Source organism: Pseudomonas tructae, from assembly GCF_004214895.1.
Taxonomy (GTDB): Bacteria; Pseudomonadota; Gammaproteobacteria; order Pseudomonadales; family Pseudomonadaceae; genus Aquipseudomonas; species Aquipseudomonas tructae.
In genome coordinates this window covers 5,364,210-5,384,130 of sequence record NZ_CP035952.1, presented here as the reverse complement: position 1 = coordinate 5,384,130, position 19,921 = coordinate 5,364,210, and the positions used below count along the sequence as shown (strand labels likewise).

The window sequence follows — 19,921 nt, the reverse complement described above, 5'->3', positions numbered from 1 at the left end:
GAGAACGTTATGGCCCGTGGGGTTAACAAAGTCATTCTGGTCGGTACTTGCGGTCAAGATCCCGAAGTCCGCTACCTGCCCAACGGTAACGCCGTGACCAACCTGAGCCTGGCCACCAGCGAGCAGTGGACCGACAAGCAGACCGGCCAGAAGGTTGAAAAAACCGAATGGCACCGCGTCTCGATGTTCGGCAAGGTTGCGGAAATTGCCGGTGAGTACCTGCGCAAAGGCTCGCAGGTCTACATCGAAGGCAAGCTGCAGACCCGCGAGTGGGAAAAAGACGGCATCAAGCGTTACACCACTGAAATCGTCGTCGACATGCAGGGCACCATGCAACTGCTCGGCGGCCGTCCGCAGAACCAGGACGGCTCGCAGCAGCAAGGTGGCAACAACTACAACCAGGCGCCGCGTCAGCAGGCTCCGCGTCCACAGCAGTCGGCGCCGCAACAGCGCCCTGCGCCACAGCAGGCCGCACCGCAGCCGGCTCCGGACTTCGACAGCTTCGATGACGATATTCCGTTCTGATTCGCAGCTTTTTCAGAACTGTAAACACTAAGAGCGAAGCCATTGAATTGGCTTCGCTTTTTTATTGAACGCCAAATCTCGCCCTTCCTTCCCTGTTACTGGTCTCGCCGGCACCTTTGGTCGGATCGCACCTTATTGTCCGACGTTTAGCCCTGCTATTTCGGCTTTTTCCCCCCTGGCGACTACATTTACCAAGCGGTTGCATACCGCTGCAGCGCCCCCTCCTGTCGAGTCTCGAGCAGCCATGAAGCTGTGATAAGCGCTGGGCGTTGCAAAAACGCAGTCTGGAATAGCGACTCTGTGCGTTGCCCGCAGGCGATGTGCATGAGTTACGTCACTCTAAAGGACTAAGAAATGACTCAATTCGATAGCCAGATCTCATCCCTCAAGCAATCCGCCAAGCCGCGCCGCGTGGAAGGCACCGCGGCGAACCTGCTCACCCTGGATAATGCCGGGCCCATCCAGATGGGCTTCTGGGTACCCAACCGGGTGTGGGCGACTGCCAAGTTCCTGGTGCCGTTGCGCGACTATATTGCGCAAAAGAAGAGGGCCGGCACGCTTACCCCGATGCGCCCGCAGGTCACCGAGTTCAAGGCCTGGGTGACAGAGCACAGTGTCTACCGCATGTGGGTCAATTCGATGATCGAGCAGGCCAACGCCTATGTCCTGACCCTGGATGAGGCGACCCTTGAGCAGATCAAGGACGAGGACGGCGACACGGTCTGGATCAAAAGCTACGACAGCTTCTTCGAGATTCTCAACGAGATCGTCACCACTTCTTCTTCGTTTAACGCGACGGCCCAGGTCGGTACGCCGATGAATGGCTTCCTGGCCGTTTCAATGGCGACCGAGGCGGGCGTTGCCTTGTTCCACGACACGACCTTCAACCTCCAGTTCAAGAAGGTCCTGGACGCATGGAACGCGTTTCTCAAGAGCGCCGACTCGCTCGACAAGCTGGACATCGACGACCCCGAAAAAGCGGGCTCGTGGATATCGAAAGCTGCCTGGGACGCCGGGGTCTGGAATGAAATGGAATGCGATCCGACCAAGCCAGGGTACGGGTTTGACTCCTGGAACTCGTTTTTCATCCGCAAGTTCGTGCCCGGCGCCCGTCCGTTTCAGGGTGACCCCGCGACTCAGATCAACATTGGCTGCGAGACCACGCCATGGCAGTACGAGAATGACCTCGCGTTCGAGACCGACTTCTGGATCAAGGACGTGAACTACTCTCTGCTCGACATCTTTGCGGGCCGGGCGCAGTGGGCGGAGCACTTCAAGGGTGGGCAGATTTATCAGGGATTTCTCTCGGCCACTCACTATCACCGTTGGAATGCGCCGCTGGATGGCAAGCTGGTGCGTTCATGGGTGCAGCCCGGTACCTACTTTGCGCAGCGTCCCGGGCAAGGCGAGGGCACGGGTACCTGGGAGGGCACTGAATCGCAACCCTATCTTGGCCATGTTGCTGCCCGCGCGATCTTTATTTTCGAACACCCAGCGTGTGGCTATGTCGCATTGATCTGCATCGGCATGGTCGAGGTCTCGACCTGCGTGATTGAGCCGCAGTTCATCGTCGGCGAGGGCGCTGCGCCGGTCAGCATCAGCCGTGGAACCGAGATCGGTCACTTCGAGTTCGGTGGATCGACCCACATGATGGTGTTCCAGCGCGACCGAGTGCGTCTTGAGCAGTGGGCCATCGACGCCGTGCAACATCAGAACGATCCACAACCCACAAAAATGGGCAGTGTGATCGCCACGGCGCTGAGGCAACCGAGGGCTAAATAGGCAGGTTGCGAGCATGGGGCGCCGGCGCAATCGTGTCGGCGTTCTTGCCTGCCAGGCAGCATTTCTCCAGCGTTTTGCGCAATCTTGGCTAGAGTATCCATTGGCGGCCATCCATTTTGCCGCCACCGTGATCGTTCAAGAGACGCCGGCAACGTCCCGCGCGTCCACCACCTGATCAGGAGTGCACGATGGATCTCAACCGTCGGCAGTTCTTCAAGGTCGCAGCGGTAGGCCTTGGAGGCTCGAGCCTGGCGACGTTGGGCATGGCCCCGACACCCGCCTTCGCCGAGCAGGTGCGCCACTTCAAGCTGGCGCGTACCATCGAGACCCGCAACACCTGCCCCTACTGCTCGGTCGGCTGTGGCCTGATCCTGTACAGCCAGGGTGATGGTGGCAAGAATGTTGCGCAGAACATCATCCATATCGAAGGCGACGCCGATCACCCGGTGAACCGCGGCACCCTGTGCCCGAAAGGTGCCGGCCTGCTCGACTTTATCCACAGCCCCAGCCGCCTGCACTACCCGCAGGTGCGCAAGCCGGGTAGCAGCGAGTGGACGCGGGTATCCTGGGATGAGGCGCTGGACCGTATCGCCGATCTGGTCAAGACCGACCGCGATGCCAACTTCATCGAGAAGAACGCCCAGGGCCAGACGGTCAACCGTTGGCTGACCACCGGCTTTCTGGCGGCATCGGCGGCGTCCAGCGAAGCCGGTTACCTGACTCACAAGGTCATTCGCAGCCTGGGCATGCTGGGGTTCGATAACCAAGCGCGTGTCTGACATGGCCCGACGGTGGCAAGTCTTGCCCCGACGTACGGCCGTGGTGCCATGACCAACCACTGGACCGATATCGCCAACGCGAATCTGATCCTGGTGATGGGTGGCAACGCAGCAGAAGCGCACCCGTGCGGTTTCAAATGGGTGACCGAAGCCAAGGCCCACAACAAGGCCCGGCTGATCGTGGTCGACCCGCGTTTTACCCGGACGGCTTCGGTGGCCGATTACTACGCACCGATCCGTACCGGTAGCGATATCGCCTTCATGGGCGGCCTGATCAATTACCTGCTGAGCAACGACAAGATCCAGCACGAGTACGTGCGCAACTACACCGACGTGTCGTTTATCGTCAAAGCCGGCTTCGGTTTCGAGGACGGCCTGTTCAGCGGCTATGACGCAGCCAAGCGCAGCTACACCGACAAGTCCGGCTGGGGCTACGAGCTGGATGAGGACGGCTTTGCCAAAGTCGACCCAACCCTGCAGGACCCGCGCTGTGTCTACCAGTTGATGAAGCTGCACTACAGCCGCTACACCGCGGAACTGGCCAGCATGACCTGCGGCATGCCGCAGGAGCGCATGCTGAAGATCTGGGAAGAGATCGCCACCTGCTCGCAACCGGGCAAGACCATGACGATCCTCTATGCCTTGGGCTGGACCCAGCATTCGATCGGTGCGCAGATCATCCGCAGTGCCGCCATGGTGCAACTGTTGCTGGGCAACGTCGGCATGCCCGGGGGCGGCGTAAACGCCCTGCGCGGGCACTCCAACATCCAGGGCCTGACCGACCTGGGCCTGCTGTCCAACTCCTTGCCGGGCTACCTGACCCTGCCGGGCGATGCCGAGCAGGATTACGACGCCTACATCGCCAAGCGGGCGCTCAAGCCGTTGCGGCCGGGGCAACTGTCGTACTGGCAGAACTACGGCAAGTTCCATGTCAGCCTGATGAAAGCCTGGTATGGCGCTAACGCCAGCTTTGAGAACCATTGGGGCTATGACTGGCTGCCGAAGCTGGATATCCCCGGCTACGACGTGCTGAAGATGTTCGACCTGATGGGCCAGGGCAAGGTCAACGGCTACATGTGCCAGGGCTTCAACCCGATTGCTGCGTTGCCGGACAAGAATCGTGTCAGCGCCGCCCTGAGCAAGCTCAAGTGGCTGGTGGTCATGGACCCGCTGGCCACCGAAACCTCGGAGTTCTGGCGCAACGTCGGGCCTTTCAACGATGTGCGCAGCGCCGATATCCATACCGAAGTCATCCGCTTGCCCACCACCTGCTTTGCCGAGGAGGACGGCTCGCTGGTCAACAGCAGCCGCTGGTTGCAATGGCACTGGAAGGGCGCCGACGGCCCGGGTGAAACCCGCACCGACGTGCGCATCATGAGCGAGCTGTTCCTGCGCCTGCGCAAGCGCTATCAGGCCGAAGGCGGCGCGTTTGCCGAACCGTTGCTGAACCTCAGCTGGCCCTACAAGGTGGCCGATGAGCCCTCGCCGGAAGAGTTGGCCAGGGAGCTCAACGGCAACGCGGTCAGCGACCTTACCGATGCCAGTGGTGCCACGGTCAAGGCCGGCCAGCAACTGTCCGCCTTTGCCCAGCTCAAGGACGATGGCAGTACCGCGTCCGGTTGCTGGATCTTCTGTGGCAGCTGGACCGAACAGGGCAACCAGATGGCCCGGCGCGATAACAGCGATCCGTTCGGCATGAAGCAGAACCTCGGCTGGGCCTGGGCCTGGCCGGCCAACCGACGGATTCTCTACAACCGCGCCTCGGCCGACCCGCAAGGCAAACCGTGGGACCCGAACAAGCGCCTGGTGTGGTGGAACGGTAAAACCTGGGGCGGCACCGACACCCCGGACTACAAAGCGGACGTGCCGCCGGAGGCTGGCATGAACCCGTTCATCATGAACCCGGAAGGGGTGGCGCGCTTCTTTGCCGTCGACAAGATGGCCGAAGGCCCGTTCCCCGAGCACTACGAGCCCTTCGAAACGCCGATCGGCATCAACCCGCTGCACCCGAACAACAAGCAGGCGACCAGCAACCCGGCCGGGCGGATCTTCGACTCGGTGTGGGAAACCCTGGGCCAGGCCAAGGACTTCCCCTACGCAGCCACCAGCTACCGGCTGACCGAGCATTTCCACTTCTGGAGCAAGCACTGCAAGCTCAACGCCATTGTCCAGCCCGAGCAGTTTGTCGAAATTGGCGAAGTGCTGGCGCAGGAGAAGGGCATCGTCGCCGGTGACCGCGTGCGGGTCAGTTGCAAGCGCGGGCATATCGAGGCGGTGGCGGTGGTGACCAAGCGGATCCGGCCGCTGCAGGTGAACAACCAGACCGTGCATCAGGTCGGCATTCCGCTGCACTGGGGCTTCACCGGCAGTACCCGTCACGGTTACCTGACCAACACCCTGGTGCCGTTCCTCGGTGACGGCAATACCCAGACGCCGGAATCGAAGTCGTTCCTGGTCAACGTGGAGAAAATCTGATGGCTAGCCAAGACATCATTGCCCGTTCGGCCACCACCACGCCGCCCTCGTCGATCCGCCAGCTGGAGGAGGTGGCCAAGCTGATCGACACCACCAAGTGCATTGGTTGCAAGGCTTGCCAGGTGGCCTGTTCGGAATGGAACGAGCTGCGCGACGAGGTGGGTCATAACCACGGCACCTACGACAATCCCCAGGACTTGAGTGCCGAAAGCTGGACCCTGATGCGCTTTACCGAGCACGAGACCGGCGACGGCAACCTGGAGTGGCTGATCCGCAAGGACGGCTGCATGCACTGCGCCGATCCTGGTTGCCTGAAGGCCTGCCCGAGCCCGGGGGCGATCATCAAGCATGCCAACGGTATCGTCGACTTCAACCAGGACCACTGCATTGGCTGCGGTTACTGCATTACCGGCTGCCCGTTCAATATCCCGCGGATTTCCCAGAAGGACCACAAGGCCTACAAGTGCACCCTGTGTTCCGACCGAGTGTCGGTGGGGCTGGAGCCGGCCTGCGTGAAAACCTGCCCGACCGGTGCCATCGTCTTTGGCAGCAAGCAGGACATGAAGGAACACGCCGCCGAGCGCATCGTCGACCTCAAGTCGCGCGGTTTCGATAACGCCGGTTTGTATGACCCCGATGGGGTCGGTGGCACTCACGTCATGTACGTGCTACACCACGCCGACACGCCGCGCTTGTATGCCGGCCTGCCGGACCAGCCGGTTATCAGCCCGTTGGTGGGCTTGTGGAAGGGTGTGAGCAAACCGCTGGCGCTGCTGGCCATGGGCGCGGCGGTGCTGGCCGGGTTCTTCCACTATGTACGCATCGGCCCGCAGCGGGTCGAGGAGGACGAACACCCCAGTCCGCCGGATACCAGCGTGCAGGTGGTCGACCCGGCGGTGCATGTCTATGACCCGAGCCGGCCGGGTGGACAAGGGGAGCAACGGCCATGAGCGACAAACCTATCCTGCGCTACAACGCCAACGAGCGGACCAATCACTGGCTGGTGGCAATCCTGTTCATCCTGGCGGCATTGTCGGGGCTGGCGCTGTTTCATCCGGCGCTGTTCTGGCTCAGCCATCTGTTCGGCGGCGGGCCGTGGACGCGCATTCTGCATCCCTTCATGGGGGTGTTGATGTTCGTGTTCTTTGTTGGCCTGGTGCTGCGTTTCTGGCGGGCGAATTACTTCATCGCCAACGACCGCCTGTGGCTCAAACGCATCGACCGGGTGATGCGCAACGAAGAGCAGGGCGTACCACCAATCGGCAAGTACAACCCCGGGCAGAAGCTGCTGTTCTGGACCTTGCTGCTGTGCATGCTGGTGCTGCTGATCAGCGGGGTGGTGATCTGGCGTGCCTATTTCAGCAGCTACTTCACTATCGGCTCGATTCGCCTGGCGACCTTGCTGCATGCTCTGGCGGCGTTCGTGCTGGTGCTGAGCATCATCGTTCACATCTATGCCGGGATCTGGATCAAGGGTTCGCTCAGCGCCATGCTGCATGGCTGGGTCAGCCGCGCCTGGGCGAAAAAACACCATGAACTGTGGTATCGGCAGGTGACCGGCGATAAACCCGCCGAGCCTCCGATCAACAAGAAAGGATGAGCGCTTGAGTACGCTTCTTGAACCCGGGCAGATCGAAGCAGCGGCTGGCACGCCGCCGTTTCTGTACCTGCCACCGAAGACCCTGTTCGCCCTGCGTGCGCAGCGTCTGGAGATACTGGCCGAGGGCAACCCGCTGGCGGACTATCTGCGGCTGCTGGCCGGCTTGTGCCAGGTGCAACAGAGCCTGCTGGACCAGCCGCCGGCTGCAGCCCCAAGCGACACCGAGCGTCAGCGCCTGTGTGTCGAGCATGGCTTGCCGCCGCTGGCGGCTGACAGCCTGGTGCGTAAAGGGCATTGGCAGGCTTATCTGCAGGCATTGTTGCAGCGTTATCCGGCTTCGATGGGTGCGGTGGCGAATGCGGTTGATCAACTGCAGCGTGCTCCGGACGAGCAGCGCACGTTGTGGGCAATTGCATTGCTGACCGGGCAGTACAGCCTGGTACCTGCAGCACTGGTGCCATTTCTCGGCGCGGCGTTGCAGGCAGCCTGGAGCCATTGGCTGCTGAGCCTGCAGGGCGTCGAACTGAAAGCGGCGGACAGCCTGTGCCACTGCCCGGCCTGCGGTTCGCCGGCCATGGCCGGGGTTATCCGCCATCGTGGCAAGTACAACGGCCTGCGTTACCTGGTGTGTTCGCTGTGTGCCTGTGAATGGCATGTGGTGCGGGTCAAGTGCGTGTATTGCGAGCAGAGCAAGGACCTCAGGTATGTGAGCCTGCAGACCGATCGTTACCCCAGCGCCAAGGCGCCGCTGCAGGCTGAATGCTGCCCGGGCTGCAACACCTACCTCAAGCACATTTACCTGGAAAACGACGCCGATGCTGAAGCGCTGTCGGCAGACCTGGCCAGCCTGGTGCTGGATATGCGCCTGGACCAGGAAGGCTTTGAGCGCCTGGCGCCGAACCTGTTGCTGGCGCCGGGAGGGGAGTGAGATCGGGTCTACACTCACCTTCTGTGTTGTCCGCATCGCGGGGCAAGCCCGCTCCCGCAAGGTCGTCCCTGTCGAAGGTAATTTTCTGAATGCCGTCCAGCCTCGCCAAACTCCCGACCCGCCTGCCCTCCATCGATACCCTGTTGCGTCATCCTGCCAGCCTCCCGCTGATCGAGCGTTACGGCCGCGACGCGGTCCTGGCCAGCCTGCGTCAGCTACTCGATGACCTGCGCGACGACGCCAGGCTTGGTCGTCTGGCCGCAGCGGAGCTGGCTGCCCCTGTGCTGCTTGGCCGTGCGGGCGAACGCCTGATTGCCCAGCACCGCAGCCAGGTCCGGCGGGTGTTCAACCTTACTGGCACGGTGCTGCACACCAACCTTGGGCGGGCCTTGCTCCCCGAGCAAGCCATCGACGCCGTGCAACGGGCCGCCCGCTACCCGCTCAACCTCGAATTCGATTTGGCCAGCGGCAAGCGCGGCGACCGTGACGACCTGATCGAGGGCCTGATCCGCGAGCTCACCGGGGCCGAAGCCGTCACCGTGGTCAACAACAACGCCGCTGCGGTGCTGCTGGCGCTCAACAGCCTGGGCGCACGCAAGGAGGGGATCATCTCGCGCGGTGAGCTGATCGAGATTGGTGGCGCTTTTCGCATCCCCGACATCATGGCCCGCGCCGGGGTCAAGCTGCATGAAGTGGGCACCACCAACCGTACCCACGCCCGCGATTACGAAGCGGCAATCAGCCCCCGCAGCGGCCTGTTGATGCGCGTGCATTGCAGCAACTACAGCATTCAGGGTTTCACCACCCAGGTGCCGACTGCTGAGTTGGCACAGTTGGCTCATCGCCATGATTTACCCTTGCTGGAGGACCTGGGCAGCGGCAGCCTGCTCGACCTCACCCGCTGGGGCTTGCCGGCCGAGCCTACTGTGCGTCAGGCCTTGGCAGATGGCGCCGATATCGTCACCTTCAGCGGCGACAAACTGCTGGGCGGGCCCCAGGCCGGCATTATCGTCGGGCGCAAGGACTTGATTGCGCGGATCAAGAAGAACCCGCTCAAACGCGCCTTGCGGGTCGACAAGCTGACCCTCGCGGCGCTGGAAGCCGTGCTGGGGTTGTACCGTAATCCCGACCAACTGGCCGAGCACCTGCCCAGCCTGCGCCTGCTGACCCGGCCGCAGGCCGACATCCTCCAGCAGGCCGAGCGCTTGTTGCCGGCGTTGGCCCATCAGTTGGGCGAACAGTGGACGGTCAGTGCTGAGCGTGCACTGGGCATGATCGGCAGTGGCAGCCAGCCGGTGGCGCGCTTGCCCAGCGCGGCGTTGTGTATGCGTGCGCAGGTGTCCAAACGCCTGCGCGGGCGTTCCTTGCACGCTTTGGAAGCGGCGCTGCGGGCCCTGCCGATTCCAGTGCTCGGGCGCATTGATGACGATGCCCTGTGGCTGGACCTGCGTCAGCTGGATGACGAAGCCGCGTGGCTGGCGCAGTTGCCACAGGTGCAGGTGTGATTGTCGGTACTGCCGGGCATATCGACCACGGCAAGACCGCCTTGCTCCAAGCCCTGACCGGCCAGGCGGGTGACCAGCGCCGGGAGGAGCGTGAACGCGGCATGACCATCGACCTGGGTTATCGCTACGCAGCCCTGAGCATTGGCGCACCGCTCACCGGCTTTATCGATGTGCCCGGCCATGAGCGTTTTATCCACAACATGCTTGCTGGGGCCCAGGGCATAGACCTGGTGCTGCTGGTGGTCGCTGCTGACGACGGGGAGATGCCGCAGACCCGCGAGCACCTGGCCATCGTTGAGTTGCTGGGCATCCCGCGCGCCCTGGTGGTGATCAGCAAGTGTGATCGGGTCGAGCCGCAGCGGGTACAGGAGGTACAAGCCCAGGTCAGCGGGCTGCTGGCCCCCGGGCCTTATGCAGGGGCGGCGCAGTTCGTGGTTTCCAGCGTGACCGGCGAGGGTATCGAGCCGTTGCGTCTGGCCTTGCTGGCGGCCCTGGGCGAGGTCAGTCAGCGCAGCAGTCAGGGCGGCTTTCGCCTGGCCATCGACCGTGCGTTCGCGGTTGCCGGTGCCGGCATCGTGGTCACCGGTACGGCGCTGGATGGGCAAGTGCAACTGGGCGACAGCTTGCTGCTGGGCAAGGCCGGCAAGCCGGTGCGGGTGCGTGGTCTGCATGCCCAGAGCCAGGCAGTTGCCCAGGCCCATGCCGGGCAGCGGGTAGCCTTGAACATCAGTGCCGAGCGCCTGCAACTGGAGCAGATTCACCGTGGCGACTGGCTGCTCGCCGAGTGGCTGCACGCACCGACCCAGCGCCTGGATATCGAATTGCAACTGCTGGCCAGTGAACTGCACGCCTTCACCCATTTCAGCCCGGTGCACGTGCACCTGGGCACCCAGGATGTCAGCGCCCGTGTAGCCTTGTTGCAAGGCGAGCAGTTGCAGCCGGGCGGGCGCATGTTCGCCCAGTTGCTGACCAATGCTCCCTTGCAGGCGGTGCATGGTGATCGGCTGGTGCTGCGTGATCAGCGCGCTCAGCGCACGCTCGGGGGTGGCCGTGTGCTTGACCCCTTTGCGCCTGCCCGTCAGCGTCGCAGCGAAACACGCATCGCCCAGTTGCAGGCATTGGCAGCCAGCGACAGCCTGGAGAAGGCCTTGCCGGCGTTGCTTGCCAACGACGCGCTTGGGCTCGATCCGCGGCGCCTGGAGCGCCAGTTCAACCGCCTGCGCAGCAGTTGGCAGTTGCCCGCCAATGTCCAGGTGATTGCCACCCGCCAGGGCCCGCTGCTGTTCACCGATGAGCATTGGCTCAATCTGCAGGCCACGGTGCTGGAGGGGCTGGCGCGGTTTCACCAGCAGGAGCCGGATCAGCTCGGCCCAGACCGCGATCGCTTGCGTCGCTTCGTCGCCCTGGCACTTGAGCGGCCGGCATTCATCAGCCTGGTGGATGAGTTGCTGGCCAGCGGCAGCTTGCTCAGCAGCGGGCCCTGGCTGCATCTGCCCGAACACCGGATTCGCTTGAGTGATGCTGACGCCCAGCTGTGGAGCCAACTGAGCCCTTTGCTGGAAGAGGGCACGTTTGATCCGCCCTGGGTACGTGATCTGGCCCGTTCAGTAAGCGCCGATGAAGCCGAAGTACGCTTGCTGCTGCGCAAGCTTGGACGCATGGGGCAGGTACACCAGGTGGTGCGTGATCTGTTCTACCCTGAGGCCACGATCCGACAAATGGCGGCTATGCTCTTGCAGCTGGCCAGCGACGATCCGGTGGTGCAGGTCGCGGCGTTTCGTGACGTCCTGGGGATTGGGCGCAAGCGCAGTGTGCAGGTGCTCGAGTACTTCGACCGTATTGGCCTGACCCGGCGCATCGGTGATCGGCGCCAGGTTCGCGCCGACAATGCCCTGGCGCAAGCGCCTGGGCAGTAGTCCATTCAAGGAAGGCAATCGCGCCCGGTGGCGCGGCCGGGCTTCAAACCCGGTTGGGGACGGCAGCCGTTCCCGGGCAGGTTCGACTCCCGCTGCCTTCCGCCACTTTCTTACTGCGCGCGTTCGCCGCACAGGTCCAGGGCGAACCAGTGCTGCGCCGCATGCACATCCAACCCGGCCCCGAGCAGGGCAAACATCTTGCCCAGCGCCGCTTCGCGGGTCATGCCACCGGCACTGACCAGGCCACTGTCACGCAAACGGCTGCCGGCCGCGTAGGTGTCGAAGTGCACCGCACCCTCCGGGCATTGGCTGATGGCGGCAATCAGCACGCCACCCTGGCGAGCGTCGTGCAAGGCGTCGAGCAGCTCCTGATCGTCCGACGGCCCGGTGCCGCTGCCGTAGCACTCCAGCAGCAAGCCCTGCACGCCACTGGCGAGCAGGCCGCGCAGATGGCCGACCTGCAGCCCGGGAAACACGGGCAACACCGCCAGGTTGACCGCGTGCCGTGGCTGGCGGTAATCCAGGCTGGCCGGGATCGACACGTGCCGTTGCCCCGTGCGCTCCCGGTCCAGCACGGCGAAGGCGTCGAACGCCTCGCTGCGCAGCTTGGAGGCGCGTGCACCGTGCAGCAGCTGGCCGTGGAAATACAGCTGCACGCCATTTTCGATACCCGTGGCCATCAACTGCAGGGCACCGCAGAGGTTGTCCCAGGCATCGCTGTGCGGCGCGCCGGCTGGCAGCATCGACCCGGTCAACAACACCGGCACCGGCAGGCCGAGCAGCAGGAACGACAGGGCCGCGGCGCTGTAGGCCAGGGTGTCGGTGCCATGCAGCAAGAGGATGCCGTCGTGGCCATCACGCTCCACCGCCTCGACAATGGCCTCGCGCATGGCCAGCCAGTTGCTCTGCTGCATGTTGGCGCTGTCGATCAGCGGCTGCAGCTCGCGCAGTTGCCAGTGGATCGCCGGTGCTTGCACCTGTTGTTCCAGGTGGGCACGCATGCGGGCCTCGAAACCACCGGCTGGCGCCAGGCCTTGCGGCGTTTGCAGCATGCCGATGGTGCCGCCGGTGTAGAGGATCAGCAGGTTGTTGACGGTGCGCATGTCAGCTCTGGGTCTGCGCGGCAGCGACGTTGGCGTCAACCTTGGTCTCGCCGCGCGGGGCCACCGGCCAGGCTTCGGGATCAAGGTCCAGGTCGGCGAAGCGCGAGGCGTCGAACACAGGCTGGGCAATGCCGGCGCGGCGTTGCTCGTCGTAGTCGCGCATCACCCGCAGGCCAACCTTGAACAACAGGGCCAGGGCGATCAGGTTGACGAAGGCCAGGCAGGTCATGGTGATGTCGGCGAAGGCGAACACGGTGGACAGGTTCTGCACCGAGCCCCAGACGATCAGTGCCAGCACCAGGGCGCGGTAGCCCAGCAGCACCAGGCGGTTGCGGCTGAGGAACTGCAGACTGGTTTCGCCCAGGTAGTAGTTGTAGAGAATGCAGGTGAAGACGAACAGCGACAGTGCCACGCTGACGAACAGGCGACCCCAGTCACCGACCACAGCGGCCAGGGAGTTCTGGGTCAGGACGATGCCGTCACCTTCGAAGCCTGGGGTGTAGACGCCGGACAGCAGGATCAGCAGTGCGGTGCAGGTGCAGATGACGAAGGTGTCGAGGAACACGCTGAACGCCTGGACCACGCCCTGGGCACCCGGGTGCTTGACCGCAGCGACGGCGGCGACGTTGGGCGCACTGCCCAGGCCCGCTTCGTTGGCAAATACGCCGCGCTTGACGCCCATGACGATGGCGCTGCCGAGCAGGCCAGCGAACGCGGGGTCGAGGCCGAAAGCGCTCTTGAAGATGGTTTCGAGCATGGCCGGCACATGTTCGATCTGGCTGCCGATCACGTACAGGGTCACGCCGATGTAGGCCAGGGTCTTGACCGGTACCAGCAGGTCGGACACCGCAGCGATGCGCTTGATGCCGCCCAGGAACACGATCGCCAGCAGCACTGCCAGGGCGATCCCGGTGTGGCTCGGGTCGAAGCCGAAGGCGTTCTGCAGCGAGTGGGTAACGGTGTAGGACTGCAGGCCGTTGAAGGCAAAGCCGTAGGTCACCAGCAACAGGATGGAGAACACCACCGCCATGGTCTTGAGCTTCAGACCGTGCTGGATGTAGTAGGCCGGGCCGCCACGGTACAGGCCGTCACCGTCGCTACGCTTGTAGACTTGGGCCAGGGTGCACTCGAAGAAGCTGCTGGACATGCCGACCAGGGCAGTGACCCACATCCAGAACACCGCGCCCGGGCCGCCGAGGGTTACGGCAATGCCGACACCGGCGATGTTACCGGCACCCACGCGGCCGGCCAGGCTCAGCATCAGGGCCTGGAACGAACTCAGCTGGCCAGCCTGGCCGTGCAGGGATTCCTTGAAGACGGTGAACATGTGGCTGAAATGGCGGAACTGGACGAAACGGGAGCGCAGGGTGAAATAGCTGCCGAGTCCGACGATAAGCACGATGAGGAGTTTCCCCGAGAGGAAATCGTTGAGCGCTTCGAGCATGAAATGACCTCGATTCTTATTTTTCGCATGAAAGACGACAGGCCGGCGTCGATGCGCCGTATCCGTGGGGCGCATGGTTGGTTATGACAAGAATGGTTACAATTTCGCGGGTTGCTCTCAGTTGATGCGACTTGATGCTAAAGTGGCGCCTGTCGCATCACCTGGAACGGCTCACATGAGCGAAAATCTCGGCACCAACCTCAAGCTTGCCTGCAGCCACTACCGCTCTATTTCGGAAGTTTGCCGGCAGCTGTCGATCAATCGCGCGCAGTTCAACAAGTACCTGAGCGGGCAGAGCCAGCCGACGGCCTACAACCTCAAGCGCATTGGCGATTTCTTCGGCGTCGAGGATTACGAACTGGGTTTGCCGCCCGAGCAGTTCGCCCGCCTGATCGGCGCTCGCAGCGCGGCGAACATCGCGATCAATCAGGCCGACCCGCTGGCCGAACTGCTGCGCCCGCTGCGCGAGCATGCCGGCAACCTGTCGCGTTACTGCGGTTACTACTTCGAGTATTCCAACTGCATGTCGGTGCCGGGCTCGATCCTGCTGTCGCTGGTGCACTTGCGTGAAGAGCGCGGAGCTTTTCTGTTCGAACGTCAGGAGCGCCAGGAGCGTTCCAGCAGCGCCGACGTGCAGGCTGAAGACTGGGTGCGTTGCCGTTACCTGGGTGCGGCGTTCCAGTTGCAGGACCGCCTGTTCCTGCTCGACTACGAATCGCTGACCGTCAATGAGATGAGCCAGACCATCCTCATCCCCAGCTTCAAGAGCCGCATCACTCGCCTCAATGGCCTGAAAACCGGGGTTTCCAGTGGCGACCGGCGGACCCCGGCGTGCACCCGGGTGGTGTGGGAATACCTGGGCACCGAAATCAACCGCATCAGCGCTTACCGGCAGGTCAAGCTGTACCGTCCGGATGACCCGCGCATCGACGACGATGTGCGTGAACGTCTGAGTGCCGGGCCGATCCGCAACGGCCTGTTCGAGATTGAGTAACGGTGATCAACCAAGAATGAACTCGGCGACCACCTGCGCCACTTGATCGGCCACCGCCGGCTTGTCGCGCAAATGCGCGGCAATGCCGTGGTCGCAGTCAGTCAGCAGCAGGCACTCCAGGTGCGGCGCTGGCACCGCGCGCAGCAGGGCCTGGGTGACTTCTTCGGGAATCGGGCTGTAACGCTGGGCGCCGGCCAGCCACAGGGTGCCGGCTGAGGTTCCTTCGACCTGGCCAAAGGCCTTTGAGTTGAGGCCGTCGAACTCGCCGATCACCAGCAGCACCCGGCCCTGGAACGTGCGCAGAAACCCGTAGCTGTCGCAGTCGAGAAAACCGTAAGGCTGACGAATCGCCGCAGTGAAGGCCGGGCCAAAGGGTTGGGTGTGGGCCGCATCCGGGTACACCGCCGGACAGATCAGCACCAGTTTGTCGATCTGCGGGGTCTGCGCCGCCAGCTTCAACGCAATCGCCCCGCCCAGGCTATGGCCGAGCAGGGTCCGGCAACGCCCGGCGATATGCTGGTGAAAGCGCCGGGCTTCCTCAAGGTTGGTGATCAGCGAGGGCTCCGGCGCCCCCGGCTCGGCAGCCAGGCTGTGGCCGGAGAGGTTGCCGGTCAGCGAGCCGATGCCGTGCTCTTGCAGGCGATACAGCAGCGGGTTGAGGCGGGTGAAGTCCGAGCGCGCGCCGCCAACCACGAACAGCGGTGCGGCGCGCTCCTGTTCGGGGACCAGCAGCCGGGCCTGCTGCTGGAATCCATCGAACGTCTCACTGATGAACTGCTCGGCACCAGGCGCCGGTTCGTCATATTGCCAGGTGCCGCGTTGGGTCGAGATTGCTTCCAGGTGCATGGACACCGCCTATAGGAACTGATGATGCAGCCATTCGCCGAGTGGGTTGCCGGTGCTCAGCAGCAGCTTGAGGGCCATGATGCAGCACACGCAAACCAGCAGCGGCCTGATCAGTTTAGGACCGAAATGCACTGCGCAGCGAGCCCCCAGTTGCGCGCCGATAAAGGCGGCGCACGCCATCGCCAGCGCCAGCGGCCAGACAATCGCCCCGCTGAGCGAGAACACCGACAGCGCACCGAGGTTGCACGCGGCATTGAGCAGCTTGCTGTTGCACACGGCGTTGAGCAGGGTCTGGCCGAGCAGGATGACGCAGGCGAGCATGAAGAACGAGCCGACCCCCGGGCCGAACACCCCATCGTAAAAGCCGATCACAGGCGCTACTGCCAGGCAGAACACACTGATCGAAATCTTGGCCTTGCGCTGGTGCTCGTCGGGTTTGGGGCTGAAGGCGAAGTACGCGGCGACCAGAATCAGCAGCACCGGTACACAGGCCTGCAGGAAGGTCTTGGGCACCAGGCTGACCGACAGCGCCCCGAGGGCGCCGCCGGCAAATGACATGGCAGCCATGGGCAAACCGCGCTTCCAGTCGATCATGCCCTTGCGGGCAAAGGCGTAGGTGGCCGACACCGTGGCCGACGCCGCCTGGAACTTGTTGGTGGCAATCGCCGCCAGCGGGTCGATGCCGGCCACAAACAGCACGGGCAGTGTAATCAGCCCGCCGCCGCCTGCGATGGCGTCGAAAAAGCCGGCCATCAGGGCCACCGATGCCAGGGTCAGTAGCAGGGTGATATCAATTTCCATCATCGGGGTGTTTTCCTTGTTCAGCCACGCACCAGCAGCGGGTCGTCCTTGAGGACTACGGGTTGAGCGAAGCGCGAGTAGCCGAACAGACGCACCAGCAGGCGGCGGTTGTCCTGGAGGATGTCGCGCCCGTGCAGTGCGCGGCAGTTGTTGATCAGCAAGGCGGATTCGGGCTGGAGTACGAACGGCAGAGGCCGGGCGTCGCTGACCAGGGCCTGGAAGGCGTCGAATGCGCGGGCGGCAGTGTCGCTGGCGTTGTCGTTGAGGGAGAAACGGTAGGAGTTGTAGCGCAGGCTGAAACCACCGTTGGCATCGAACTGCAGCATCGAGGTGGCCTTGCCGGCGTCGCCTTGGCCGGCAACAAAGCATTCGCTGCGGGTGAAATCAAAAGACGCCGAGGTCAGGGCCAGCGCATGCAGGCTGCCCAATTGCTCGATGATGCCGCGCAGCGGGATGATCCGGGTTGGTTCGTTGGCCGGGTTCCAGCGTGCCGTGAGGATCAGCGCCGAGGGGGCAGGGGAGCGCCCGTCACTGGCGTCCACCGAACAGTTGTAAGGGGCTTCGGTGTGCGGGCCGAGGCGCAAGCCGGCGTGCGAGCTGAGTTCTACCTGGGTGTTGTGGTCCTCGCCGGGCCGCGCCACGCTGCCACCGCCCTTGAAGTTACCGACCAGGCGCACCACCTGGCCTTCGTTGTCGATATCGAAGGCAAAGGCACGGTAGCGCACCAGTTCCAGCAACAGTTGGTTGCGGGCGGCCAGGTACAGGCAACGCTCGCTCTGGGCCAGCAGGTCCAGGTCCGGCAAGTGCTCGGGCAGCGGGTCGGCCCCGGGGCAGGTCATGTTCGAAAACATCAGCGCCGATAACTGGCCATCGGCAAAGCGTTGCAGCACGGCCTTCTGGCTTGCGTCTAAGGTAGGGAGCAGGCGTTGCGCCCAAAGCCGGGCCTGGCTGGCCACGTCGGGCGCCTGGGGGCCGCCCAGGTCTGCGAGGTTCTGGCTGGCGGCGGCCAGCGAGCGGGCTTGGTCCTGGTCGAAACTCAGGTACGCGACTTCCGAATCCTGCATGGGAAACATTCCTTTGTTATTGGTTTTATCTGGCAATCCGTGCCGACCGGCATTCAGACTGAACGTCTGGCCCCCGGCAAAGGAATAAGCTAACTATCCTCCTGGTTAATCCTTTAGGGGCAGTCAGCTCATTCCGGGCGCAGTATAGGCAGTTTCCGGATTTGTGTAAGTAGGGCGTAAAATTTACCCACGACACGGGGCTTGGCCGAGGGCCGCCCCCGGGTTGGACTTCCCCCGCCGGAAACCGCAAAATGAAGGCTTTCTTCCCATAATCTGATCGGACCTGCTGACTCTATGCGAATGCGCCTGATGCTGTTGGGAGGTGGAAGTGCCCTCGGGCAAGCGCTGATTCGACTCGGGGCCGAGGAAGACATCGGCTTTCTGGCACCACGTCCGCCCGACAGCGGCTGGGATCCGGCCAGCCTGACCCAGTTGCTCGACGACACCCGCCCGGATGCGCTGATCAACCTGGCCTACTATTTCGACTGGTTCCAGGCCGAAGCCGTCAGCGAGCAGCGCCTGGCTCAGCAGGAACGCGCGGTCGAGCGCCTGGCCGAGTTGTGCCAGCATCACAATATCGTCCTGGTCCAGCCGTCCAGCTACCGGGTCTTCGATGGCTCGCGGGCCACGGCCTACAGCGAGAAAGACGAACCGGTACCGCTGGGGCTGCGCGGCCAGGCCTTGTGGCGCATTGAGCAAAGCGTGCGCGCGACGTGCCCGCAGCATGTGCTGCTGCGCTTTGGCTGGGTGCTCGACGAGAGCATCGATGGCGTGCTCGGGCGTTTCCTGACCCGCGCTGAACAACCGCAGGAACTGCTGCTGGCCGATGACCGCCGAGGCAACCCGACGCCGGTGGATGACGCCGCGCGGGTGATCCTTTCGGTACTCAAGCAACTCGATTGTGCTGCGCCCTTGTGGGGCACCTATCACTATGCCGGCAACGAGGCGACCACGCCGCTGGCGCTGGGGCAGGCTATCCTCACTGAGGCGGCGCAGTTGCATCAGTTGGCAGTGCAGGCACCGACCGCGCAGGCCCATGCCGCGCGTCCGGACGCCAGCGAAGAGCCACAGCATGCCGTGCTGGCCTGCAAGAAGATCCTCCACACCTTCGGCATCAAACCCCGCGCCTGGCGCGCCGGTTTGCCGCCCTTACTGGACCGTTTTTATCGTCATGGCTGATGCCCCTATTCTGATTACTGGCGGCGCTGGCTTCATCGGCTCCCACCTCAGCGATGCTCTGCTGGAAAAAGGCTACAGCGTGCGCATCCTCGACGACCTGTCGACGGGCAAGCGCAGCAACCTGCAGATGGACAACCCCCGTCTGCAACTGCTCGAAGGCGATGTCGCCGACGCCGAACTGGTCAAGGCTGCTGCTGCCGGCTGCCAGGCCGTCGTGCACCTGGCCGCTGTCGCCTCGGTGCAGGCCTCGGTCGATGACCCGGTGAAGACCCACCAGAGCAACTTCATCGGCACCCTCAATGTGTGCGAGGCCATGCGCCTGAACGGCATCAAGCGTGTGCTGTTTGCCTCCAGCGCGGCGGTGTATGGCAACAATGGCGAAGGTCAGTCGATCATCGAGGACACGCCCAAGGCGCCGTTGACACCTTATGCTGTGGATAAGCTGGCCAGCGAGCAGTACCTGGACTTCTACCGTCGCCAGCATGGCCTGGAACCGGTGGTGTTCCGCTTCTTCAATATCTTCGGCCCACGCCAGGATCCTTCTTCGCCGTATTCCGGGGTCATCAGCATTTTCTGCGAGCGCGCCTTGAACGGTACGCCGATCACCTTGTTTGGCGATGGTGAGCAGACCCGTGATTTCCTCTATGTTGGCGATCTGGTCAGTGTGATGGTTCAGGCGCTGGAGATGCGCGATGTCGAGGAGGGGGCGGTGAACATTGGCCTGAACCAGGCGACTTCGCTGAACCAGTTGCTGGATGCGCTGAAGTCGGTGGTCGGTGACCTGCCGGCGATCAGCCACGGGCCAGCACGCTCGGGGGATATCCGTCATTCGCGGGCGAACAATCAGCGTTTGCTGAGCCGCTTTGCCTTCCCTGAAGCAACGCCACTGGCCGATGGCCTGGCGCGTCTTTTAGGGCGCTGAAACGCATCGCGGGGCAAGCCCGCTCCTACCTGTAGGAGCGGGCTTGCCCCGCGGTTTG

Annotated in this window: 16 protein-coding genes and 1 tRNA gene; 12 read left to right on the top strand and 5 right to left on the bottom strand. The window is 63.4% G+C overall.

Annotated features, from left to right (window positions below):
- Positions 1-9 precede the first annotated feature (9 nt).
- The 9 genes from EXN22_RS24695 (at position 10) to EXN22_RS24650 (ending at position 11,615) form a co-directional block, all read left to right on the top strand.
- Positions 10-525 (top strand): single-stranded DNA-binding protein, encoded by a 516-nt coding sequence (locus EXN22_RS24695; RefSeq protein WP_130266508.1) that lies wholly within the window; start codon positions 10-12, stop codon positions 523-525.
- A gap of 354 nt (positions 526-879) precedes the next feature.
- Positions 880-2,307, top strand: coding sequence for a phosphatidylserine decarboxylase family protein (locus EXN22_RS24690; protein ID WP_130266507.1), 1,428 nt, complete (start codon positions 880-882; stop codon positions 2,305-2,307).
- Positions 2,308-2,495: 188 nt separating this feature from the next.
- Complete coding sequence (fdnG, locus tag EXN22_RS24680) at positions 2,496-5,561, top strand: formate dehydrogenase-N subunit alpha (RefSeq protein ID WP_165392262.1); 3,066 nt, start codon at positions 2,496-2,498, stop codon at positions 5,559-5,561.
- Positions 5,561-6,511, top strand: a complete 951-nt coding sequence (gene fdxH, locus EXN22_RS24675; RefSeq protein ID WP_130266504.1) for a formate dehydrogenase subunit beta — start codon at positions 5,561-5,563, stop codon at positions 6,509-6,511. The genes fdnG and fdxH overlap by 1 nt, the downstream gene beginning before the upstream one ends.
- A complete protein-coding gene (locus tag EXN22_RS24670) occupies positions 6,508-7,161 on the top strand; it encodes a formate dehydrogenase subunit gamma (RefSeq protein WP_130266503.1) in 654 nt (217 codons plus the stop codon). The genes fdxH and EXN22_RS24670 overlap by 4 nt, the downstream gene beginning before the upstream one ends.
- Before the next feature lie 4 nt (positions 7,162-7,165).
- Positions 7,166-8,089 carry a formate dehydrogenase accessory protein FdhE gene (fdhE, locus tag EXN22_RS24665; RefSeq protein ID WP_130266502.1) on the top strand — a complete coding sequence of 308 codons (924 nt, stop codon included), beginning with the start codon at positions 7,166-7,168 and terminating at the stop codon, positions 8,087-8,089.
- Between the two features lie 89 nt (positions 8,090-8,178).
- Positions 8,179-9,594 (top strand): L-seryl-tRNA(Sec) selenium transferase, encoded by a 1,416-nt coding sequence (gene selA, locus EXN22_RS24660; protein WP_130266501.1) that lies wholly within the window; start codon positions 8,179-8,181, stop codon positions 9,592-9,594.
- Positions 9,591-11,510: a selenocysteine-specific translation elongation factor gene (gene selB / locus EXN22_RS24655; protein WP_130266500.1), complete on the top strand. Its 1,920-nt coding sequence runs from the start codon at positions 9,591-9,593 to the stop codon at positions 11,508-11,510. The genes selA and selB overlap by 4 nt, the downstream gene beginning before the upstream one ends.
- Positions 11,511-11,519: 9 nt before the next feature.
- A tRNA-Sec gene (locus EXN22_RS24650) sits at positions 11,520-11,615 on the top strand.
- 5 nt (positions 11,616-11,620) lie between these two features.
- Here EXN22_RS24650 and EXN22_RS24645 read toward each other — a convergent pair.
- Both EXN22_RS24645 and EXN22_RS24640 read right to left on the bottom strand, forming a co-directional pair.
- The gene (locus EXN22_RS24645; protein WP_130266499.1) at positions 11,621-12,613 is read right to left on the bottom strand and encodes an asparaginase; all 993 of its coding nucleotides are present in this window, start codon (positions 12,611-12,613) and stop codon (positions 11,621-11,623) included.
- 1 nt (position 12,614) lies between these two features.
- Positions 12,615-14,057 carry an alanine/glycine:cation symporter family protein gene (locus tag EXN22_RS24640; RefSeq protein ID WP_130266498.1) on the bottom strand — a complete coding sequence of 481 codons (1,443 nt, stop codon included), beginning with the start codon at positions 14,055-14,057 and terminating at the stop codon, positions 12,615-12,617.
- Between the two features lie 175 nt (positions 14,058-14,232).
- Here EXN22_RS24640 and EXN22_RS24635 point away from each other — a divergent pair, with 175 nt between their 5' ends.
- Positions 14,233-15,051 (top strand): helix-turn-helix domain-containing protein, encoded by an 819-nt coding sequence (locus EXN22_RS24635; protein ID WP_130266497.1) that lies wholly within the window; start codon positions 14,233-14,235, stop codon positions 15,049-15,051.
- A gap of 6 nt (positions 15,052-15,057) precedes the next feature.
- Here EXN22_RS24635 and EXN22_RS24630 read toward each other — a convergent pair whose 3' ends face one another.
- From EXN22_RS24630 to EXN22_RS24620, 3 genes are read right to left on the bottom strand one after another with little or no spacing between them, the layout of a single operon-like run.
- Positions 15,058-15,897 carry an alpha/beta hydrolase gene (locus EXN22_RS24630; protein ID WP_130266496.1) on the bottom strand — a complete coding sequence of 280 codons (840 nt, stop codon included), beginning with the start codon at positions 15,895-15,897 and terminating at the stop codon, positions 15,058-15,060.
- Positions 15,898-15,906: 9 nt separating this feature from the next.
- Positions 15,907-16,701, bottom strand: coding sequence for a TSUP family transporter (locus EXN22_RS24625; protein WP_130266495.1), 795 nt, complete (start codon positions 16,699-16,701; stop codon positions 15,907-15,909).
- Between the two features lie 17 nt (positions 16,702-16,718).
- Entirely contained in the window at positions 16,719-17,762 is a 1,044-nt protein-coding gene (locus EXN22_RS24620) for a Fe(II)-2OG oxygenase family protein (RefSeq protein WP_130266494.1), read from the bottom strand.
- A gap of 294 nt (positions 17,763-18,056) precedes the next feature.
- Between EXN22_RS24620 and EXN22_RS24615 the strand changes: the two genes are divergently transcribed.
- Together EXN22_RS24615 and EXN22_RS24610 are read left to right on the top strand one after the other, a co-directional pair.
- A complete protein-coding gene (locus EXN22_RS24615) occupies positions 18,057-18,941 on the top strand; it encodes a sugar nucleotide-binding protein (RefSeq protein ID WP_130266493.1) in 885 nt (294 codons plus the stop codon).
- Positions 18,934-19,863 (top strand): NAD-dependent epimerase/dehydratase family protein, encoded by a 930-nt coding sequence (locus tag EXN22_RS24610; RefSeq protein ID WP_130266492.1) that lies wholly within the window; start codon positions 18,934-18,936, stop codon positions 19,861-19,863. The genes EXN22_RS24615 and EXN22_RS24610 overlap by 8 nt, the downstream gene beginning before the upstream one ends.
- Positions 19,864-19,921 lie beyond the last annotated feature (58 nt).

Bases quoted from the DNA above. Each gene is read 5' to 3' on its own strand.
- EXN22_RS24615 (WP_130266493.1), top strand. From the start codon at position 18,057: ATGCGAATGCGCCTGATGCTGTTGGGAGGTGGAAGTGCCCTCGGGCAA.
- EXN22_RS24670 (WP_130266503.1), top strand. From the start codon at position 6,508: ATGAGCGACAAACCTATCCTGCGCTACAACGCCAACGAGCGGACCAAT.
- EXN22_RS24625 (WP_130266495.1), bottom strand. From the start codon at position 16,701: ATGATGGAAATTGATATCACCCTGCTACTGACCCTGGCATCGGTGGCC.
- EXN22_RS24645 (WP_130266499.1), bottom strand. From the start codon at position 12,613: ATGCGCACCGTCAACAACCTGCTGATCCTCTACACCGGCGGCACCATC.
- EXN22_RS24640 (WP_130266498.1), bottom strand. From the start codon at position 14,057: ATGCTCGAAGCGCTCAACGATTTCCTCTCGGGGAAACTCCTCATCGTG.
- EXN22_RS24695 (WP_130266508.1), top strand. From the start codon at position 10: ATGGCCCGTGGGGTTAACAAAGTCATTCTGGTCGGTACTTGCGGTCAA.
- fdxH (WP_130266504.1), top strand. From the start codon at position 5,561: ATGGCTAGCCAAGACATCATTGCCCGTTCGGCCACCACCACGCCGCCC.
- EXN22_RS24690 (WP_130266507.1), top strand. From the start codon at position 880: ATGACTCAATTCGATAGCCAGATCTCATCCCTCAAGCAATCCGCCAAG.
- selA (WP_130266501.1), top strand. From the start codon at position 8,179: ATGCCGTCCAGCCTCGCCAAACTCCCGACCCGCCTGCCCTCCATCGAT.
- EXN22_RS24630 (WP_130266496.1), bottom strand. From the start codon at position 15,897: ATGCACCTGGAAGCAATCTCGACCCAACGCGGCACCTGGCAATATGAC.
- EXN22_RS24610 (WP_130266492.1), top strand. From the start codon at position 18,934: ATGGCTGATGCCCCTATTCTGATTACTGGCGGCGCTGGCTTCATCGGC.
- EXN22_RS24635 (WP_130266497.1), top strand. From the start codon at position 14,233: ATGAGCGAAAATCTCGGCACCAACCTCAAGCTTGCCTGCAGCCACTAC.
- EXN22_RS24620 (WP_130266494.1), bottom strand. From the start codon at position 17,762: ATGCAGGATTCGGAAGTCGCGTACCTGAGTTTCGACCAGGACCAAGCC.